This window comes from Nitrospirillum pindoramense (genome assembly GCF_007827955.1).
GTDB lineage: Bacteria > Pseudomonadota > Alphaproteobacteria > Azospirillales > Azospirillaceae > Nitrospirillum > Nitrospirillum amazonense_B.
The window spans coordinates 61,142-78,582 of sequence record NZ_VITR01000020.1; the positions used below are offsets into that span (position 1 = coordinate 61,142).

At 69.4% G+C, this 17,441-nt stretch carries 17 protein-coding genes and 3 tRNA genes; 9 read left to right on the plus strand and 11 right to left on the minus strand.

Features of this window, described 5'->3' with window-relative positions:
* Window positions 1–152 precede the first annotated feature (152 nt).
* Both FBZ90_RS25195 and FBZ90_RS25200 read left to right on the plus strand, forming a co-directional pair.
* On the plus strand, window positions 153–503 hold the full coding sequence (locus tag FBZ90_RS25195) for a carboxymuconolactone decarboxylase family protein (RefSeq protein ID WP_411861221.1): 351 nt from the start codon (window positions 153–155) through the stop codon (window positions 501–503).
* A gap of 126 nt (window positions 504–629) precedes the next feature.
* Complete coding sequence (locus tag FBZ90_RS25200; protein ID WP_145736037.1) at window positions 630–1,043, plus strand: VOC family protein; 414 nt, start codon at window positions 630–632, stop codon at window positions 1,041–1,043.
* A gap of 33 nt (window positions 1,044–1,076) precedes the next feature.
* On the opposite strand, the gene FBZ90_RS25205 is transcribed toward FBZ90_RS25200, so the two are convergent.
* Entirely contained in the window at window positions 1,077–3,566 is a 2,490-nt protein-coding gene (locus FBZ90_RS25205; protein ID WP_145736039.1) for a ligase-associated DNA damage response DEXH box helicase, read from the minus strand.
* Between the two features lie 97 nt (window positions 3,567–3,663).
* Between FBZ90_RS25205 and FBZ90_RS25210 the strand changes: the two genes are divergently transcribed.
* On the plus strand, window positions 3,664–4,437 hold the full coding sequence (locus FBZ90_RS25210; RefSeq protein WP_145736041.1) for a 5'-methylthioadenosine/adenosylhomocysteine nucleosidase: 774 nt from the start codon (window positions 3,664–3,666) through the stop codon (window positions 4,435–4,437).
* Between the two features lie 136 nt (window positions 4,438–4,573).
* On the plus strand, window positions 4,574–5,533 hold the full coding sequence (locus FBZ90_RS25215) for a pseudouridine-5'-phosphate glycosidase (RefSeq protein WP_145736044.1): 960 nt from the start codon (window positions 4,574–4,576) through the stop codon (window positions 5,531–5,533).
* A gap of 9 nt (window positions 5,534–5,542) precedes the next feature.
* Here the strand turns inward: FBZ90_RS25215 and FBZ90_RS25220 are convergent, their stop codons facing one another.
* From FBZ90_RS25220 to FBZ90_RS25255, 8 genes are all read right to left on the minus strand, one after another.
* The gene (locus tag FBZ90_RS25220) at window positions 5,543–6,697 is read right to left on the minus strand and encodes a bactofilin family protein (RefSeq protein WP_145736046.1); all 1,155 of its coding nucleotides are present in this window, start codon (window positions 6,695–6,697) and stop codon (window positions 5,543–5,545) included.
* A gap of 267 nt (window positions 6,698–6,964) precedes the next feature.
* Window positions 6,965–8,122 (minus strand): succinylglutamate desuccinylase/aspartoacylase family protein, encoded by a 1,158-nt coding sequence (locus FBZ90_RS25225; RefSeq protein WP_145736048.1) that lies wholly within the window; start codon window positions 8,120–8,122, stop codon window positions 6,965–6,967.
* 99 nt (window positions 8,123–8,221) lie between these two features.
* Window positions 8,222–8,686 carry a helix-turn-helix domain-containing protein gene (locus FBZ90_RS25230; protein WP_145736050.1) on the minus strand — a complete coding sequence of 155 codons (465 nt, stop codon included), beginning with the start codon at window positions 8,684–8,686 and terminating at the stop codon, window positions 8,222–8,224.
* A 169-nt stretch (window positions 8,687–8,855) separates the two neighbouring features.
* Complete coding sequence (aguB, locus tag FBZ90_RS25235) at window positions 8,856–9,734, minus strand: N-carbamoylputrescine amidase (RefSeq protein ID WP_145736052.1); 879 nt, start codon at window positions 9,732–9,734, stop codon at window positions 8,856–8,858.
* Between the two features lie 61 nt (window positions 9,735–9,795).
* Window positions 9,796–10,563 carry an ABC transporter ATP-binding protein gene (locus tag FBZ90_RS25240; RefSeq protein WP_145736055.1) on the minus strand — a complete coding sequence of 256 codons (768 nt, stop codon included), beginning with the start codon at window positions 10,561–10,563 and terminating at the stop codon, window positions 9,796–9,798.
* Window positions 10,564–10,573: 10 nt separating this feature from the next.
* Window positions 10,574–11,590, minus strand: coding sequence for a FecCD family ABC transporter permease (locus tag FBZ90_RS25245; RefSeq protein ID WP_145736057.1), 1,017 nt, complete (start codon window positions 11,588–11,590; stop codon window positions 10,574–10,576).
* The gene (locus tag FBZ90_RS25250; protein ID WP_145736060.1) at window positions 11,587–12,450 is read right to left on the minus strand and encodes an ABC transporter substrate-binding protein; all 864 of its coding nucleotides are present in this window, start codon (window positions 12,448–12,450) and stop codon (window positions 11,587–11,589) included. Before FBZ90_RS25250 ends, FBZ90_RS25245 begins: the two co-directional genes overlap by 4 nt.
* Before the next feature lie 99 nt (window positions 12,451–12,549).
* On the minus strand, window positions 12,550–13,851 hold the full coding sequence (locus FBZ90_RS25255) for a pentapeptide repeat-containing protein (protein WP_145736062.1): 1,302 nt from the start codon (window positions 13,849–13,851) through the stop codon (window positions 12,550–12,552).
* A 268-nt stretch (window positions 13,852–14,119) separates the two neighbouring features.
* Between FBZ90_RS25255 and phoU the strand changes: the two genes are divergently transcribed.
* Both phoU and FBZ90_RS25265 read left to right on the plus strand, forming a co-directional pair.
* Window positions 14,120–14,848, plus strand: a complete 729-nt coding sequence (gene phoU / locus FBZ90_RS25260; protein WP_145736064.1) for a phosphate signaling complex protein PhoU — start codon at window positions 14,120–14,122, stop codon at window positions 14,846–14,848.
* Between the two features lie 97 nt (window positions 14,849–14,945).
* Window positions 14,946–15,710: a hypothetical protein gene (locus FBZ90_RS25265; RefSeq protein ID WP_145736066.1), complete on the plus strand. Its 765-nt coding sequence runs from the start codon at window positions 14,946–14,948 to the stop codon at window positions 15,708–15,710.
* 20 nt (window positions 15,711–15,730) lie between these two features.
* On the opposite strand, the gene FBZ90_RS25270 is transcribed toward FBZ90_RS25265, so the two are convergent.
* A tRNA-Thr gene (locus FBZ90_RS25270) sits at window positions 15,731–15,806 on the minus strand.
* Between the two features lie 43 nt (window positions 15,807–15,849).
* Window positions 15,850–16,803 carry a 23S rRNA (guanosine(2251)-2'-O)-methyltransferase RlmB gene (gene rlmB, locus FBZ90_RS25275; RefSeq protein ID WP_145736068.1) on the minus strand — a complete coding sequence of 318 codons (954 nt, stop codon included), beginning with the start codon at window positions 16,801–16,803 and terminating at the stop codon, window positions 15,850–15,852.
* Window positions 16,804–16,973: 170 nt separating this feature from the next.
* On the opposite strand from rlmB, the gene FBZ90_RS25280 reads away from it, so the two are divergent.
* From FBZ90_RS25280 to FBZ90_RS25290, 3 genes are all read left to right on the plus strand, one after another.
* A tRNA-Tyr gene (locus tag FBZ90_RS25280) sits at window positions 16,974–17,059 on the plus strand.
* Between the two features lie 97 nt (window positions 17,060–17,156).
* Window positions 17,157–17,230 (plus strand) — tRNA-Gly (locus FBZ90_RS25285).
* 65 nt (window positions 17,231–17,295) lie between these two features.
* The coding region (locus FBZ90_RS25290; RefSeq protein WP_246130159.1) for a GTP-binding protein at window positions 17,296–17,441 on the plus strand (146 nt) is incomplete at its 3' end.

The following is a 17,441-nucleotide window of genomic DNA, read 5'->3' on the forward strand; positions in this document are numbered from 1 at the left end:
GCCTCACCCCGCCACCGTTGATCCTGCCGGTCATGACCTCGATCCGCCCGGGCATTCAGCGCCGGCACCCCCGGCGCTACCTTTTACCCATCGAAACACACCGCGACCGGCGCCCCACCTGACGGCGTCCGCGGATTGAAAGGAAGCAGATCATGATGCTCGATTGGAACCAGTATCGTCAGCAGATCGGCGCCGGCGTGGGCGCCTATGCCAAGCTGAGCCCGGACACGGTCAAGGGCTATGTCACCATCAGCGGCGCCGGCCAGCACACCAACCACCTGGATGCCAAGACGCGGGAGCTGATCGCCCTGGCCGTGGCGGTGAGCGTGAAGTGCGACGGCTGTATCACCGTCCACACCGACGCCGCCATCAAGAATGGCGCCACCAAGGAAGAGATCGCGGAGGCCCTGGGCGTGGCCGTGGCCATCGGCGCCGGTGCCGCCCTGGTCTACACCACCCGCGTCATGGACGCTTATGGCCAGCACCCGTCCACCCAGGGCTGAGGCCGGGCGCAGTCGAAGCGGTGCGGGGGCGACCCCGCGCCGCTTGCGCCCTGGCCCAGCCGAGCGGGATGATTGCGGCGCCGGTTGGCGGGTGTCATAGTGGAGCGGCCGCAGGGAGGATCGCCCATGACCTTTGCCGCACTGGGAATGACGCCTTTGATCAGCGTCTTCGACATGCCTGACGCGCTGAGGTTCTACCGGGAGATCCTCGGCTTCGACCTGGTCTCGGCTTCGCCGGAGGTGCGGACGCGCGAGGGTACCTTTTCCCATTGGGTCTGGCTTCGGCGCGGGCAGGCGCAGATCATGTTGAATACGCAGTTCGATTCGAACGAACGGCCGGCGGAAAACGATCCGGCGCGTGTGGCCGCGCATGGGGACACGGTCCTGTACATTGGCTGCGCCGATGTCGACGAAGCCTTCGACGAGCTTACGGGGCGCGGCCTTCATGCCGACGCGCCGACCCTGGCGCCGTATGGGCTGAGGCAGTTCAGCACCAAGGACCCAGACGGCTATATCATCGTTTTTCAGGAGGTCCGCTAGCGCCGGGGCCGTCCTGGCGGCGGGGGTAGGGCCTTAAAACGGCAGCAGCCCCTGGCCCTGACGCATCGTCTTGGGCAGGGCCTCGGCCGCCAGTTCCTCGGCCGCTTCCTGCAGCAGCACCTCATCCGCCCGGCCGCCCACCATGACACGGCCGATTTCCAGCAGCACGGGCACGGCCAGGGGGGAGATGCGGTCCAGCGCCATGTGGCGGATGCGCCCTTTCACGCGGGCCAGCATGTCGGCCAAGCGGCGCACGTCGGTCAGGCCGGCGGCGGCCTCGGCACGGGTGGCCTGCAGCAGCAGGTGGCCGGGATCGTGGCGGCGCAGCACGTCATAGATCAGGTCGGCGCTGACCGTCATCTGGCGCTTGGTCTTCTCCTCGCCCGGATGGCGGCGTTCCAGCGTGCCGGCGATGGTGGCCACGGTCTGGAAGGTCCGGCGCAGCATGCTGGACTCGTCCATCCATTCCTCCAGGTCGTCGCCCAGCATGTCCTCGGCGAACAGGGCGTCCATGTCGGTGGCGGTGCTCAGCGACCAGATGGCCAGCACATAGTCGGTGGCGACGAAGCCCAGCGGGTGCAGGCCCAGCCGTTCCATGCGGCGGGTCAGCAGCATGCCCAGGGTCTGGTGGGCGTTGCGGCCCTCGAAGGTGTAGGCCACCAGGAACTCCTTGCCGCCGCGCGGGAAGGTTTCCACCAGCAGGCCGGTGCGGTCGGGCAATGCGGAGACATAGCGCTGGATGCGCAGCCACTCCGCCACTTCCGCCGGCAGGTCGCGCCACTGGGCGGGGTCGGCCAGCATGGCGCGCACCCGGTCGGCCAGGTGGGTGGTCAGCGGCAGGCGGCCGCCGGCATAGACCGGCACCTTGGGCTGGCCCTGGCCGCCCTTGACCACGATGGCGGCGTTATCGCGCATGCCGACGAAGCGCAGCAGTTGGCCGCCGAAGATGAAGGTGTCGCCCGGCACCAGGCCCTGGATGAAATATTCCTCCACATCGCCGATGGAGCCGCCGTTGGACATGCGGACCTTGACCGTCGGCTCCTCCACGATGGTGCCGACGTTCAGGCGGTATTGCCGCGCCACCTGGTAGTTGGCTAGCTGCCACAGCCTATCCTCCCGCCGGCGCAGGCGCTGGAAGCGTTCATAGGCGCGCAGCGCATAGCCGCCGGTGGCGACGAAATCCATGACCTGCTCGAACCGCTCCCGGGTGAGATGGGCGTACGGCGCGCAGCTGGTGACCTCGGCGAACAGGTGGTCGGCGTCGAAGGGCCCGGCGCAGGCGGTGCCCACCACGTGCTGGGCCAATACCTCCAGCCCGCCGGGGCGCGGCGGGTCGCCATCCAGGGTGCCGGCGTGGACGGCGTCGATGGCGGCCTTGCACTCCAGCACCTCGAATCGGTTGGCGGGAACGAGCAAGGCGCGGGAGGTCAGGTCGATGCGGTGGTTGGCGCGGCCGATGCGTTGCAGCAGGCGGCTGACGCCCTTGGGCGCGCCGATCTGCACCACCAGGTCCACCGCGGCCCAATCGATGCCCAGGTCCAGCGAACTGGTGGCGACCACGGCGCGCAGGGCGCCCCGGGCCATGGCCGCCTCCACCTTGCGGCGCTGCTCGGTCGACAGGCTGCCGTGGTGCAGGGCGATGGGCAGGGCGTCGGCGTTCACCCGCCACAGCTCCTGGAACACCAGCTCGGCCTGGGCGCGGGTGTTGACGAAGATCAGGGTGGTGCCGCAGGCCTTCACCTGTTCATAGACGTCCGGCATGGTCTGCAGCGCCATGTGCCCGCCCCAGGGGATCTCCTGGGTTAGCAGGATGCCCACCTCCGCCGGGGCGCCCGGCGCGCCGCGCACGATTTTCACGGGCGTTGGGGGGGCCACCGGGTGGTTGGGCAGGGCCAGGTAGTCGGCCAGGGCCTGGGGATGGGCCACGGTGGCGGACAGGCCGACGCGGCGGGCGCCCGGCGCCAGGCTGGCCAGCCGCGCCAGGTGCAGGGCCAGGAGGTCGCCGCGCTTGCTGCCGGCCAGGGCGTGCAGCTCATCCACGATGACGGTGCGCAACGTGCCGAACAGCGTCGCCGCCTCGGGATACGACAGCAGCAGCGCCAAGCTTTCCACCGTGGTCATCAGGATCTGCGGCGGGTGGGCGCGCTGGCGGCGGCGCTTGGCCTCCGGCGTGTCGCCGGTGCGCGTCTCCACCCGGATGGGCAGGCGCAACTCCGCAACCGGCTGTTCCAGGTTGCGGGCGATGTCCACCGCCAGCGCCTTCAGGGGGGAGATGTAGAGGGTGTGCAGCCCCTCACGCGGACGTTCCGACAGGTCGATCAGGCTGGGCAGGAATCCCGCCAGCGTCTTGCCGCCGCCGGTGGGGGCGATCAGCAGGGTATGTTCCCCCCGCTGGGCGGCGCGCAGCATCTCCAGCTGGTGGGCGTGCGGGGTCCAGCCGCGATGGGCGAACCAGCCCGCGATATTGGCGGGCAACAGCTCTGGATCTGGCCCTGGAACAGAGATTGGCGCGACAGGCGGCATGCCCTCAGGATATATGAGGTTCAGGCCCGGCGTCCGCCTTTGTGTGCACGGTGGGGATGCTGCCGGCCTCCTGTGCGAATAAGGGATCAAGTCCGACATGACCGAGCAGAAGGGTGGCCCGCTGGGGCTGATTTGCGCCATCCCGGAGGAAATCGCCCATTTCGGCGCGCATTTCCAGGCGGAGGAGACGCGCGTCATCGCCGGCTTCACCTTCCAGCGGGGCAGCATGGACGGCCGCCAGGTGGTGCTGGTGGAGGCGGGAATCGGCAAGGTCAACGCCGCCGTCGTCTCCACCCTGCTGCTGCAGGTGTTCGGCGCCCGCGCCCTGCTGTTCTCCGGCGTGGCGGGCGGCGTGGATCCGGCCCTGGCCATTGGCGACGTGGTGGTGGCGACCCGCCTGGTGCAGCACGACTACGGCGCCCTGGCGCAGGGCGAGCTGAAGGTCTACCAGCCGGGCGTCCCGCCACTGCCGGGCTTCGATGAAACTCATGGCTATGACCTGGATCAGGGACTGGAAGCCAAGGCGCGTGCAGCCTTGGACGGCTTGGTCCTGCCGGCCCTGTCGGCGGAAGCGACGGGCGGGGAGGCGCGGGTGCCCGGCATCCACTTCGGAACCGTGCTGACAGGCGACCAGTTCCTGAACTGCGAGACTTCGCGCGACCGCCTGTTCCGCACCTTCGCGGCGCAGGCGGTGGAGATGGAAGGCGCGTCGGTGGCCCAGGTGGCGTCCCGCTGGGGCGTGCCCTACCTGGTGGTCCGCAGCCTGAGCGACCTGGCCGGGGCCGACAGCCATATGGATTTTCCCGCCTTCTGCCAGGCAGCGGCGGCCGGGGCGGCCGAGCTGATCCGGCGACTGGCGGCGGTGCTGTAACGCCCGGCGCTTAGAGCAAGATGCGATCAGTCGTGATCGCATCTTGCTCTTGACCTGTTCATGATAGAGCGGAACGCGATCAGGTGACGCCACCTGATCGCGTTCCGCTCTAAGGGCATCGACAAAGGGGGCGGGCATGCTGGACTATTGCGTGATCAAGGGGGAGATCGCGGCCGCCATCAAGGCGGGCCGGGCGGTCGTCGCCCTGGAATCCACCGTGATCAGCCACGGGCTGCCCTACCCCGACAACATCGAGGCCGCCCGCGCCATGGAGGCGACGGTGCGGGCGCACGGCGCCGTGCCGGCCACCATCGCCATCCTGGACGGCCGCATCCGCATTGGCCTGGAGGCGGAGGATTTCGAGCGCCTGGCCGCCGGCGGCATCCGCAAGGTGAGCCGGCGCGACCTGCCCCTGGTGCTGGCCGCCGGCGGCGACGGTGCCACCACCGTGGCCGCCACCATGATCGCCGCGCGCCTGGCCGGCATCGCCGTGTTCGCCACCGGCGGCATCGGCGGCGTGCATCGCGGGGCGGAGACGACCCTGGACATCTCCGCTGATCTGGAGGAACTGGCCCGCACCGACGTGGCCGTGGTCTGCGCCGGCGCCAAGGCCATCCTGGACCTGCCCAAGACGCTGGAATATCTGGAAACCCGAGGCGTTCCCGTGGTCGGCTACGGCACCGACAACTTCCCGGCCTTCTACACCGCCCAATGCACCCTGCCCGTCGATAGTCGTTGCGATTCGGCGGACGACGTGGCCCGCATCCTGCGCGCCAAATGGCAGCTGGGGTTGAGCGGCGGCGTCCTCATCGCGGTACCCGTTCCGGAAGAGGCCGCCCTGGACGCCGAGGCCACGGAGCAGGCCATCCGCCTGGCGGTGGCGGAGGCCGAGGGGCAGGGCGTGCGCGGCAAGGAACTGACGCCCTTCCTGCTGGCCCGCCTGGAGGAACTGACCGAGGGCGCCAGCCTGGTGGCCAACCGCGCCCTGCTGCTGAACAACGCCGCCGTGGCCGCCCAGATCGCTGTCGCCTATGCCACCCTGCGCCGGGAAACGACCTTGCCACGCCGCCCACCGGGTAAGCGGGCGCTGTACTGAGGATGGCGGTTAGTAAGCCGCCACCGGGCCCCGCCGGCGCAGGTGGCTGACCAGGCCGCCCAGGCCCATCAGCATCAGGCCGAACTTCACCAGCCCGCCGGCGAAGGGAATGAGCTGCAGCACGGCCAGGATCAGCACCACCAGGGCGTAGCGGCGGATGCGGTCGCCGGGGCTGACCGGCGGGCCGCGGCGCTGGGTCATCATGTCGGCCAGGGCGAAGCCGGCCAGCGGCATGGCCACCATCAGCGCCAGGATGTAGGCGAAGCCCAGCACCAGGGCCACGGGTATGCCGATGATGGTGATCAGGCAGACCAGGCAGAACAGCGGCACGCCCACCAGCAGCACAAAACCCTTCACTGCCGCCGGACCAGGGTCGCCGGCGATCCCGGCGGCGACGTTGGTGACGGCGCCCGGAAACAGGATGTAGAGCACGGCGCCCACCAGCAGCATGCCCACGCCGAAGCTGATCATGCCGATGCCGCCGAACCAGGGCATCCAGATATGCCAGCTGCTGTGGTGGCCGCCCCGGGTGCCGCCGCTATCCTCATCGGCGTCCGCATCCCGGTGGTGATGGCTTTTCATGCCATCGCCCTTGTACTGCACCTTGCCCTCGATATGGGCGCCGGCCGGCAATTCCAGCGCCTGGCCGCCGCTGAAGGTGACGTCGCCCATGATATGGGCGCCGGGCCTCAGGATCAGCTTGCCGGAGGTGGCGTCCACATCGCCCATGATGGTGCCGGACACGGTCAGGTCGCCGCCCTTGACCGCCACGTCGCCCGCGATCGTGCCGTCCATCGTGACCTCGCCGCCCAGCAGTGTGGCGTCGCCGGACACGACGGAGCCTTTCACCATGTCGATGTTGCCGGCCACCAGCACCACGTCGCCGCCCACCTGGCCGGACAGGGTGGTGCTGCCTGAGACGACAACCAGGCTGTCGGCCACCGTGCCGTTGACGGTGGCGCTGGAACTGATCAGCACGGCGCTGCCGGCCACCGCGCTGTTGAGCTGGACGCTGTCGCCCAGGGCGATGACCGAACTATCGGCGGCCTGGTCCACAACGATGTTCCGGCCCGTGTACCAGGCGGCATCGGCAGGGGTGGGCACCATTGCCGCCAGCCCCGCCACCATGAGAGCGGCCAGCGCCGCCCGAATTACCCGCACCATGATATCCCCGCGTTGACTCAGATGCCGCCGCGCCTGCGGCGGGTCTTCTCCCGGCGCCAGTTTCCCTTGGAAGCGCGCCCAGGGGCAAGGGCCGCCCACGCGGACGGGCGGGGGACCATTATGAGGGGTACTATACCGCCGGCACGAGATGGTGCCTCGTGCCGCTTTAGGCCCCGACTGGGGCCGCCGGAGCGAGCACCGCAGGGCGCAGCGAGGATGAGCCTAGGCGGACGGATGTCCGCCGCCCGGCGATTGAGGGCATGTACATCAGCGCGCCGTCAGCAGTCCGCTGCCTTCCTCGGCCAGGGGACGGTCGCCCGCGATGCTGGTGATGATGGCGCCGGCGGCGGTGTAGCGCTGCTCCGCCCGGGCCCAGACGATGCCGGGGGTGCGGGCGCGGGCCGGGTGGCGGATGCCGGTGACAGGGTCCACCACCTCAGCCACCGTCTGGCCCACGGCGACGGTGTCGCCCAGCGCCACGGTATACAGGACCACGCCGGCCACGGGTGCCCGCACCCGGTCCACGCCGGCCAGGGGGGTGGCCTGGCAGGCAGGGGCGGGCGGTGCCGCCACCTCTCCCGCCAGCAGACCGCGCCGGGTCAGGAACCGAATCAGGGCGTCGGCATCGGCGGCGGCCTGGGCGTCGTCCACGTCGCGGCGGCCGCGCAGCTCAATGGTGGCGGCCAGGCAGGCGGCGGGCAGGGGCGGCGCCCCGCCGGGACGGCCGGTGGTCAGCCGGTTGCGCAGGCGCCACCACAGTCCGGAGCAGGATTCGTCGAAGGGATTACCGCCCGATTCCAAGGCCAGGAACACCGCCCGGCACCCCAGCTCCGCCACCAGGTCGCTGGCGTCCGGCCAGGATTCGGTGCCGGTGTAGGCGTGCAGCAGGGCCTCGCTGTCGCAATGCAGGTCCAGCACGACATCGGCGTCGATGGCCAGGCCCAGCAGGATTTTACGCAGGCTGTCGGCTTCCGTCGCCGTTTCCCAGGCGGCGATGGCCTCCCGCGCGGCTTGGCGGACCAGTGCGACGTTGGTACCGGCGTCCTGGCCCAGGCGGTCCATCACCCGGTCGGCCACGGGGGCGGCCAGGTCGGGGAAATCGCGGTTGAAGTTGACGCCGTTGCTGAGCGCGAAGCGGCCGATGGCGGTGCCCAGCACGGCTTGCGACAGACCGATGGGATTGGCGTACGGAACCAGGATGATGTCGCCGCGCACCCGGCCTTCGGCATCCGCCGCGCGCAGGCGGGCCAGGATGTGCTGGGCCACGAGCAGGCCGGGGATCTCATCGGCGTGCAGGGCCGCCTGGATATAGGCCTTCGGACGATCGGCACTGGCAGCCGCCGGGCCGAAGCGGTGGACCGTCACACTCCGCCGCGTTCCGGGGAAACCGTGGTCGAGGGCGATCTCTTCGGTGGTCAGCGGCATTTGGGCTTCGGCGCGTGCGAGGGGGCCATAAGGCAACCGCCGGATGGGGGCCATCCGGCGGTCGGCAATATACCCTAAGACACGTGAAACTTTGAGGCTTTAGGCGCCTTCGTTTTCACGAGCCTCGCCGCCCAGGGCCTTCAGCAGGTCGAAGGCGCGGCGGCGGACGGCGCCGTCCGGCACGCGGTAATAGGCGCGCACCAGCTCCAGCGTCTCACGCCGGGCCATGGTCTCGCCTTCCTCGCTGCCCAGCGCGATGCGCGTGGCCTGCTCGGTCGCCGGCAGGTCTTCGAAGAAGTACCCGACGGGGACGCCCAGCACCTGCGAAAGGTTGAACAGCCGGCTGGCGCTGATGCGGTTCATGCCCCGCTCGTACTTCTGTAGCTGCTGGAACGTGATTCCAACGGCCTCGCCCAGGATCTCCTGGCTCAGGCCCAGCAAAGTACGGCGCAAGCGCAAGCGATTGCCGACATGGATATCGATAGGATTGGGACCCTCGCCGCGCTTGGAAAGTGAATACGCGGACGCAAGGGTACCGGTCACAGAGCTCTTTTGAGCACCCATTTGTATTGACCTCGATTTAACAACTGCCGCCTCTCGTTTATCGCAGAATCGCCTTTGGCAAAAGGATTTATCTGGGGATGCGGCAGTTGGGGCCAATGGGTGACGGAAATGTAATCGTTATTTGTTGGTTAATGCGTCATTTGCCCAATGAAATGGCAGGGATTTACCGTCAACCCCTGCGTGTGCGTCCATCCAGGGTCAACAGGGGCGCATAGAGCTCTGGCCGCCGGTCGCGGAACACCCCCCAGGAAGACCGCATGGCCGCGATCTGGTCCAGATCGAAGGTGGCGGTCAGCACCGTCTCCTCCTCACGAGTCGCTTCCGCCACCTTCTCGCCCTTGGGGCCGGCGATGAAGGATGAGCCGTAGAAGGTGATGGCGCGGTCGTCGTCCGGCTCCGTGCCCACGCGGTTGCTGGCCACCAGCGGCACCAGGTTGGCGCCGGCATGGCCCTGCATCACCCGCTGCCAGTGGTCGCGGCTGTCCAGGGTGGGGTCCTGCGGTTCGGAGCCGATGGCGGTGGGGTAGAACAGGATCTCCGCCCCCTGGAGCGCCATGACGCGCGCCGCCTCGGGGAACCACTGATCCCAGCAGATGGCCGTGCCGATGGCGGCGTAGCGGGTCTTGTAGACCTGGAAGCCGGTGTCCCCAGGGCTGAAGTAGAACTTCTCCTGATAGCCGGGGCCATCGGGGATGTGGCTCTTGCGGTAAATGCCCAGGATGCTGCCGTCGGCGTCGATCATGGCCAGGGAATTGAAGTAGGCGTTGCCCGCCCGTTCGAAAAAGCTGGTGGGCAGGACGACCTGCAGCTCCCGCGCCAGCGCCGCGAAGCGGTTCAGCACGGGATGGCCGTCCGCCGGGGCGGCGTGGGCGAAGTGCGCGGCCTTCTGGTTGATGCAGAAGTAGGGCGTCTCGAACAGTTCCTGCGGCAGGATGATCTGGGCGCCTTCGGCCGCGGCGCGGCGCACCAGCGCCTCCACCCGGTCGATGTTGCCGCCCTTGTTCCAGTCGCACCACGTCTGGGTGGCCGCCACCGTCACCTGTCGCATCGCGCGCTCCTTATTTCCAAACGTGAAACCGGCCCCATCATAGCCGTCTTCGTGACAGGCACTAGCGTGTGACGAAAACCGGCCGTCCGCCGACGCTGCCCGGGATGATGTCCACGCCATAAATGGTGCGCAGCAGCCCCGGTTCCAGCACCGCCTGGGCGGCGCCGTCGGCGGCGACGCGGCCGTCGTACAACACCACGACGCGGTCGCACCATTGGGCCGCCGCGTTCAGGTCGTGCAGCACGGCCAGCACGGCGCTTCCTTTGCCATGGGCCAGCCGCCGCAGCAGCGACATGACCTGCACCTGGTGCAGCGGGTCCAGGCTGGCCGCCGGCTCGTCCGCCAGCAGCACGTCGGGTGCCGTCGCCAGCGCGCGGGCCAGCAGCACCCGCGCCCGCTCCCCGCCCGACAGGGTGGTGGCGACGCGGTCGCGCAGGTGGGCGCAGTCGGCGTCCACCATGGCCCGCTCCACGGCGTCGCGGTCGGCGTCGCCATCGGCGCGGAAGGGGCCCTGGTGGGGCAGCCGGCCCAGGGCCACCACGTGGGCCACCGTCAGGGGCCAATGGATGTCCCGCTCCTGGGCCAGGTAAGCCAGCCGGCGGGCGCTGGCGCGGTCGGGCGGGCAGGGCAGGGGCTGGCCTCCCAACGTCACGCCGCCCCTGTCCGGTGGACGAAGGCCCGCCAGGATGCGCATCAGGCTGGATTTGCCGGCGCCGTTGGGACCGATCAGGCCGCAGACCTCCCCCGCCCGCAACGCCAGCGATACGCCGTCCAGGATGGTCCGGCCGTCCAGGGCCAGGTGGATGTCATGGGCCTGCAGCAGGGTCATGTCCAACCTCTCACGCCAGCCGGCGCCGGGTGGCCAGCACCAGCCCCAGGAAAAACGGCGCGCCCAGCAGGGCCGTGACCACGCCCAGCTTCAGCTCCGGTCCTGGTCCTCCCAGGCGCACCGCCGTGTCGGCCGCCAGCACCAGGCAGGCGCCGCCGGCGAAGCTGGGCAGCAGCAGCCGGCGCGGCTGGTGCCCGACCAGGGGGCGCAGCAGGTGCGGCACCACCAGGCCGACAAAGCCGATGGCGCCGGTCACGGCGACCGAGGCGCCCACGGCCAGGGCCGTGCCCACCACCACCCGGGCCCCCACCCGGCGCACGGGGAAGCCCAGGGACTGTGCCGTGTCTTCCCCCAGTGACAGCGCGTCCAGCGCCGGTCCCGCGCTCAACAGCAGGGCGGCGCCAACGCCGATGAACGGGGCGGCCAGGTAGACCTGGTCCAAGGTCCGGTCGGCCAGCGAGCCCATCATCCAGAAGACGATTTCCGCCAGGGCATAAGGGTTGGGTGACAGGGACAGGGCCAGCGAGGTGGCGGCGCCCGCGAAGCTGCTGAGCGCGATGCCGGCCAGAATCAGGGTCAGCACGCCGACGCTGCGGCCCGCCAGCGCGAACAGCAGCGCCACGGCGATGAGCGCGCCGGCGATGCCCCCCAGGGGCACGGCCAGCGCCAGGCTGCTGGCCCAGCCGCTGTAGAAGACGATGACCGCGCCAAGCGCGGCGCAGGGCGACACGCCGATGACCGCCGGCTCCGCCAGCGGATTGCGCAGCATGCCCTGCAAGGCGGCCCCGGCCATGCCCAGGGCACCCCCCACCAACAGGCCCAGCAGGGCGCGGGGCAGCCGTATCTCGGTGAAGATCACCCAGGCCATGCCGCCGGCGCCGCTGTGCCAGTCGGCCCACACCCCGGCCAGCGACACGCCGCTGGCCCCGATGGAGAGGGAGGCGATGAACAGCGCGGCCGTGAGGGGCAGCAGTAGCGCCAGGGGATGGCCCAGGGGGGAACGACGTATCCATGCGGGCGGGATCATGGCGTGCCTGTCTCCCGGCGGTTCAGCCATTCCGTCCGGGCGTGGGCCAGCGCCTCCACCGCCTCCACCGTATAGGGCCCGCCGCAGCCCAACAGGTTTTCCTCCAGCCGGGGGCGGCGGCCGGGCGGTATCGCCCGCAGCAGGGCGGGGTGGGCGATGAGCGCGCCGGACAGCGAGGGATGGCGGTCCGTCCCGGTTTCGGACGCGGCGGTTATCAGCAGGTCAGGCGGATCGGCCACGATTCCCTCCACCGTCAGATAGCCATAGCCGGTCATGCCCTTGGCGGCGGGATAGTTGGCCAGGCCGGCGGCATCCATGACGGCGGCGGTCAGGGTGCCGGCGCCGGAGGTGAAGGCCCCTGGCGCCAGCGACAGGGCGGTCGGCCGCCGTCCGTCCGCCGGTGCCGCCGCCGCCAGGCGTCGGTCCATGTCCGCCAGCAGCGATTCGCCCGTCGCCGACTCGCCCAAGGCGGCGGCCACGATGCGCACCTGTTCGCGAATCCCGTCGAAATCGGCGATCAGGCCGACCTGTACTACAGGGATATGGTGGGCCTTGGCCATGCGCACCGCGGCCCGCGCCGTGTAGCGGCCGGCCAGCACCAAATCCGGCTTCAGGGCCAGCAGTTCCTCCGCCCCGCCTTGGGTCAGCGGGATACCGCCGATGCGATCCGCGACGTAGGACAGCGTCGGGTCTGCCGCCAAATGCGACAAGGCGGCGATGCGGTCGGGCGGCAGCAGCAACACCGCCAGTTGGTCTGTGCACAGGTTGAGAGAGACGACCCGCTGGGGCGGGGCGCTGGTTGCGGCGCCCCACGCCGGCGCCCGCCCCGACACCACCGGCATCAAGGCGAACGCGGACACGGCCGCCAGTCGCGCTATCCAGCTTCCTCTCACGACGTCCCCGCCTCCAGATCAGCGGCTATGCTTAACGGCGGACACGGCGCCTGGGAAGCGGGACGCTCAATCGTCGTCGTCGTCGATCAGGGCGGGCATGGCGGCGCCATCTAGGACGGCGCCCTCCATCAGGGCGCCGCGCAGGTTGGCGTCGATCAGGTTCGCGCCACTGAGGTCGGCGCCGCGCAGGTCCGCGCCGGACAGGTTGGCGCTGCGCAGGTTGGCGCGCTGCAGGCTGGCCTTCATCAGTTGGGCGTCCGCCAGGTTGGCGGGCCACAGCCGGCCGATGGGGCGTCCGTCCGGCCCCTTGATGTCGACGGAACCGATCTCCGCCCCATCCAGCTTGGCGCCGGTCAGGTCGGTGCCGCGCAGGCTGACGCCATCCAGGGTCGCGCCGCTGAGGTCGGCGCCGCGCAGGTCCGCGCCGGCCAGGTCGGACATGATGAACAGGGCGTCGCGCAGCTTGGCGCCCACCAGCTTGGCGCCCTTCAGGTCGGCGCCGCTGAGGTTCACGCCCTTCAGGTCGATGTGGCTCAAATCCTCGCCAGCCAGTTCCGCCCGGATGCCCTTGGCGCCGTTGCTCAGGATCCAGGTGCGGTGGTGCCCCAACGCCTTCTGGATCTTTTCCGAGAAGTTCTCCGACCCCCGGGCCAGGTTGGCACCGGTGGTGTCCACGCCGGTGAGATCCACCCCATCCAGATTGGCGCCCGTCAGGTCGGCGTTCATCAGGTTGGAGCCGGCCAGGGTGGCGCCCGCCAGACGGCAGTCCCGCAGCACCGCCCCCGTCAGGTTGCTGCCGGACAGGTTGGCGCCGCGCATGTCGCAGCCGGTGAAGTTGGCGGACTTCAGCACCGACTTGGCCAGGTTGCAGCCGGATAGCTGCGCGCCAGAGCAGTCGGCCCCGACCATGCTGGTTTCGCTGAGATCGGCGCCCGCCAGGTTGGCGCTGGACAACAGGGCGTCGTCCATGTCGGCGCCGCGCAGGTCGGACTGCTGCATGCTGACCTGGCCGGGGCCCCGGCGATCCAGCAGCGCGCCGCCGCGCAGGTCGGCCTCTCGCAGAATCGCGCCCTTCAGGCGCGCGCCGCGCATGTGGGCGCCGCGCAGATCCGCGCGGTACAGGTTGGCGTTGATCAGCACGGCGCGGGTCAGCCTGGCGGCGAACAGGTCGGCCATGCTGAGGTTGGCGGAGGTGAAGTCGCAGCCGGTGAGGTTGGCGCCGGACAACTTGGCGGACTGCAGGTTCATGCCGGAGAAGGTGGCACCCTGGAGGTCGACGAGCGGCAGCATGGCGCGGGCGCCGCCCGTCTTCCGCTTCAGCCAGCGGTCGTGCTTTTCCAGGACGGCGATCAATTCGTGCGGTGTCATGCCCCGGTCGGGCCTCTCAGCGGCAATCGTGAAATTTGCGGGCAGTCTGTATTTCTTTTGGACTGGTTACAATCAAACATCCTATCCCTTTGCTAAGAAAACATTGACGCTCGCACCGCATGGGCCAAGCTAGGGCGTGAATCGGCGGTCAGCGTCGTCGGTAATAGGGGCTGAAACCCCTACAGGGGCGGGGCCTTGGCCCCATGGGATTATCCGCGGCCCCCCGACCGGGGCGCCGTCAATTATTCGGTTTAAGGAAGAACAGCGAATGTCGACCGGCCATATCGTGACGTCCTATGACGAAGAACTGGCCCAACTCCACCGCGCCATCACGGAGATGGGGCGGTTGGCCTCTTCCCAGCTCAGCCGCGCCCTGAAGGCGACGCTGGACCGGGATGGCGATCTGGCGGCCGCGGTCATGGCGGACGACGACAAGATCGACGCCCTGGAAAAGCGCATTGAGGAGCAGACGCTGAAGGTGCTGGCGTTGAGGGCGCCGGTGGGCAGCGACCTGCGCGAGGTGGTGGCGGCGCTGAAGATTTCCAACAACCTGGAACGCATCGGCGACTTCGCGGCCAATGTGGCCAAGCGCTCCCTGGCGCTGAACCAGATGCCGGAGGTGGAGTTGACCCGCTCGTTGCGCCGCATCGGCGACGCCGCCAACGACATGCTGACCCGGGTGGTGACGGCCTATGCCGACAGTGACGCGGCGGCGGCCCTGGCGGTGCGCGACGCCGACAGCGAGGTGGACTTGGCCTATACCGCCCTGTTCCGTGAGCTTCTGACCTACATGATGGAAGCGCCGCAGCGCATCACCGCCTGTACCCACCTGATGTTCGCGGCCAAGAATCTGGAACGCATCGGCGACCACGCCACCAACATCGCCGAGACGCTGTGCTTCCAGGTGTTGGGGCAGGCGCCGTCGGGGGAGCGGGCCAAGGGCGATGACAGCGCGCTGACCATCCTGACACCCGCCGGTGGCGCGCCGCCGGCGTGACGGACGGCGCGGCACGGCGTTTGCTAGACTGGTGGCGTGGGCTCGCCCGGCGGCGGGCCCCCAGGTCAGAATCGAGCCGCCAGAGATGAACCGCCCCATGGTCCGCGCCGTCCCCCCGTTCCGCTCACGTCCTCGCCAGCGCGCCGTGCCCGTGGCGGCGCTTTGCGGTCTGGCGCTGGCGGGCGCGCTGTTGTCCGGCTGCTCGGAACGGCCCGTCGCGGCCAGTTTCGTCACCGCGCCGCAGTACAAGATGGAGACGGCGGCCCATTGGATCCTGGTGTCCAAGGACGTCGCCTCGGCAGTTTCCGCCTATCTTCAGGAACAGACGGGGCAAAAACCGCCGGTGCAGGTCTATCTGACCCGGCATGGCGATTCCCCGTTCGCGGACGCCTTCCAGCAGGCGGTCACCACCGCCTTCGTCCAGAACGGCCACGCCGTGGCCATGGAGCCCAAGCCCGACGTGGTGCTGGTGTCCATCGACGTCAACGTCATCGCCCATCCCAGGTTCACCAACACCAACCGCAGCGTCCCCGGCCCGTTGACCGCGTTGGGGGCGGGGGTGGCCGTGGGCAAGCTGATGCTGGACGCCATTCCCTGGGGAATCACGGCGACCGCGGGCGGGTTGGCGCTGGATGCGGCCCTGGCCTCGGTGGATAGCACCTCCACCGAACTCATGCTGACCGTGTCGATCAGCCGGGATGGCTATTACATCTACCGGTCGCAGGCGGTCTATTACGTGAATGACGATGCGCTGGCCGACTATGTCGCGGGGCCGGCTGGTGGCCGCTATCGCAGCTTCAACGAGGTGCCGGCCGGCAACATCGGGCTGGACCTGGGCCACAAGCCCTATGTGATTCGCTGACGCCATCGCGGCGGTAGGACTGGTGCCGGCTGCGAGACTTGAACTCGCGACCTACCGCTTACAAGGCGGTTGCTCTACCAACTGAGCTAAGCCGGCATCCAGGGCCGCCGGGTATCCCGGCGACGGGCGCGGGCAGACCTTAGCGTCGCCGCGCGACCTCGTAAAGCGCCACGGCGGCCGCGTTCGACACATTCAGGCTGCCAATGGGCGGCTGGGTGGGCAGATGGGCCAGGGCGTCGCAGCGTTCCATGGTCAGGCGCCGCAGGCCGTCGCCCTCGGACCCCATGACGACGGCGACCCGGCCGGGGAAGTCCAGGGCGTGCAGGGGCTTGGGGCCCGATTCGGCCAGGCCGACACAGAAGAACCCGTCCTCCTGCAACTCGGTCAGCGCGCGGGACAGGTTGGTCACCCGTACCAGGGGCACCACCTCCAGCGCCCCCGACGCGGTCTTGGCCAGCACGCCGGTCACCTCTGGCGCGTGCCGGTCCTGGACGATGACGGCCTTGGCGCCGAAGGCGGCGGCGGACCGCAGGATGGCGCCCACGTTATGGGGGTCGGTCACCTGGTCCAAGACCACCACCATGTCCGCCTCGCCGCAGGCGCGGGCGACGTCGGCGATGTCCAACTCGGGCAGGGGGCTGGCATCCAGGACCAGACCCTGGTGCACGGCGCCAGCCGGCAACAGCCGGTCCAGCGCCTCGCGCTCCACCACCGTCGGCTCCGGCCGGGCGAGGCCGGCGGCCTTGGCCTGGGCGAAGGCTTCGGTCATCAGGTCCAGGCCCGCCGGCGTGGCCAGCAGGGCCTTGCAGCGCCGCTCGGGGTTGGTCCAGGCGGCCACAACCGGATGCTGGCCATAGAGCATGCCCGGCTTGGGGGCCACCTTGCCGGGCGCGGGCTTCTTCGGCGCGCTGCGCGGCTCGCTACGGGCCTCGGTGCGCGCGTCGTGCGCACGGGGGCGCTCGCCCGTTGGGGCGCCGCCTTTGGGCGCGGCCGGGCGGCCGCCGTCGCGGGGCGGGCGGGGGGAATTGGGGGATGAGGGGCCGTTGCCGCTGGTACGGGTGGGGCCCTGGTTTGAAAATCCAGATCGCTTCATGGTGCCATCCTTAGCGCCAAGCGGTGCAGCCTTGCCACTGCTTTCCGCAGGGCATGGCACCCTTGTGCGCCAGTCTTTTCATCCGACCAACATTTCCCCGTTGACAGGAGGGGGTCGAAACGCCTACCCACCTGTCCACCGTTTTCGACCCCGGTCGGACACGCGGCGACGGAAGGGTGGCCGAGTGGTTAAAGGCAGCAGACTGTAAATCTGCCCGCGTTAGCGTACGTAGGTTCGAATCCTACCCCTTCCACCACTTTGCCGGTAAAACCGCCCCCCAGTGATGAGGGGTGGGTTTACTGGCTCCCCGCGTGCGCGAAGCAGTTCCGGGGTATGGAGCGGTAGAGACTTAGGCGGGTGTAGCTCAATGGTAGAGCAGAAGCCTTCCAAGCTTACGACGGGGGTTCGATTCCCCTCACCCGCTCCAGTACAAAGCTCCACGCGAAATCCTAAAGCTTAACTTCAGACTGTCAGGCAAAGGCGGATAAGACCATGGCCAAGGCGAAATTCGAGCGCACCAAGCCGCACTGCAACATCGGCACGATCGGTCACGTTGACCATGGCAAGACGTCGCTGACGGCTGCGATCACGAAGGTGCTGGCTGAGACCGGTGGCGCGACGTTCACCGCGTACGACCA

Excerpts from the sequence above, each read along its gene's own strand:
- FBZ90_RS25195 (WP_411861221.1), top strand. The coding sequence starts at position 153 with ATGATGCTCGATTGGAACCAGTATCGTCAGCAGATCGGCGCCGGCGTG.
- aguB (WP_145736052.1), bottom strand. The coding sequence starts at position 9,734 with ATGCGACAGGTGACGGTGGCGGCCACCCAGACGTGGTGCGACTGGAAC.
- FBZ90_RS25210 (WP_145736041.1), top strand. The coding sequence starts at position 3,664 with ATGACCGAGCAGAAGGGTGGCCCGCTGGGGCTGATTTGCGCCATCCCG.
- FBZ90_RS25240 (WP_145736055.1), bottom strand. The coding sequence starts at position 10,563 with ATGACCCTGCTGCAGGCCCATGACATCCACCTGGCCCTGGACGGCCGG.
- phoU (WP_145736064.1), top strand. The coding sequence starts at position 14,120 with ATGTCGACCGGCCATATCGTGACGTCCTATGACGAAGAACTGGCCCAA.
- FBZ90_RS25225 (WP_145736048.1), bottom strand. The coding sequence starts at position 8,122 with ATGCCGCTGACCACCGAAGAGATCGCCCTCGACCACGGTTTCCCCGGA.
- FBZ90_RS25255 (WP_145736062.1), bottom strand. The coding sequence starts at position 13,851 with ATGACACCGCACGAATTGATCGCCGTCCTGGAAAAGCACGACCGCTGG.
- FBZ90_RS25265 (WP_145736066.1), top strand. The coding sequence starts at position 14,946 with ATGGTCCGCGCCGTCCCCCCGTTCCGCTCACGTCCTCGCCAGCGCGCC.
- FBZ90_RS25205 (WP_145736039.1), bottom strand. The coding sequence starts at position 3,566 with ATGCCGCCTGTCGCGCCAATCTCTGTTCCAGGGCCAGATCCAGAGCTG.
- FBZ90_RS25230 (WP_145736050.1), bottom strand. The coding sequence starts at position 8,686 with ATGGGTGCTCAAAAGAGCTCTGTGACCGGTACCCTTGCGTCCGCGTAT.
- FBZ90_RS25245 (WP_145736057.1), bottom strand. The coding sequence starts at position 11,590 with ATGATCCCGCCCGCATGGATACGTCGTTCCCCCCTGGGCCATCCCCTG.
- FBZ90_RS25220 (WP_145736046.1), bottom strand. The coding sequence starts at position 6,697 with ATGGTGCGGGTAATTCGGGCGGCGCTGGCCGCTCTCATGGTGGCGGGG.
- FBZ90_RS25215 (WP_145736044.1), top strand. The coding sequence starts at position 4,574 with ATGCTGGACTATTGCGTGATCAAGGGGGAGATCGCGGCCGCCATCAAG.
- FBZ90_RS25200 (WP_145736037.1), top strand. The coding sequence starts at position 630 with ATGACCTTTGCCGCACTGGGAATGACGCCTTTGATCAGCGTCTTCGAC.
- rlmB (WP_145736068.1), bottom strand. The coding sequence starts at position 16,803 with ATGAAGCGATCTGGATTTTCAAACCAGGGCCCCACCCGTACCAGCGGC.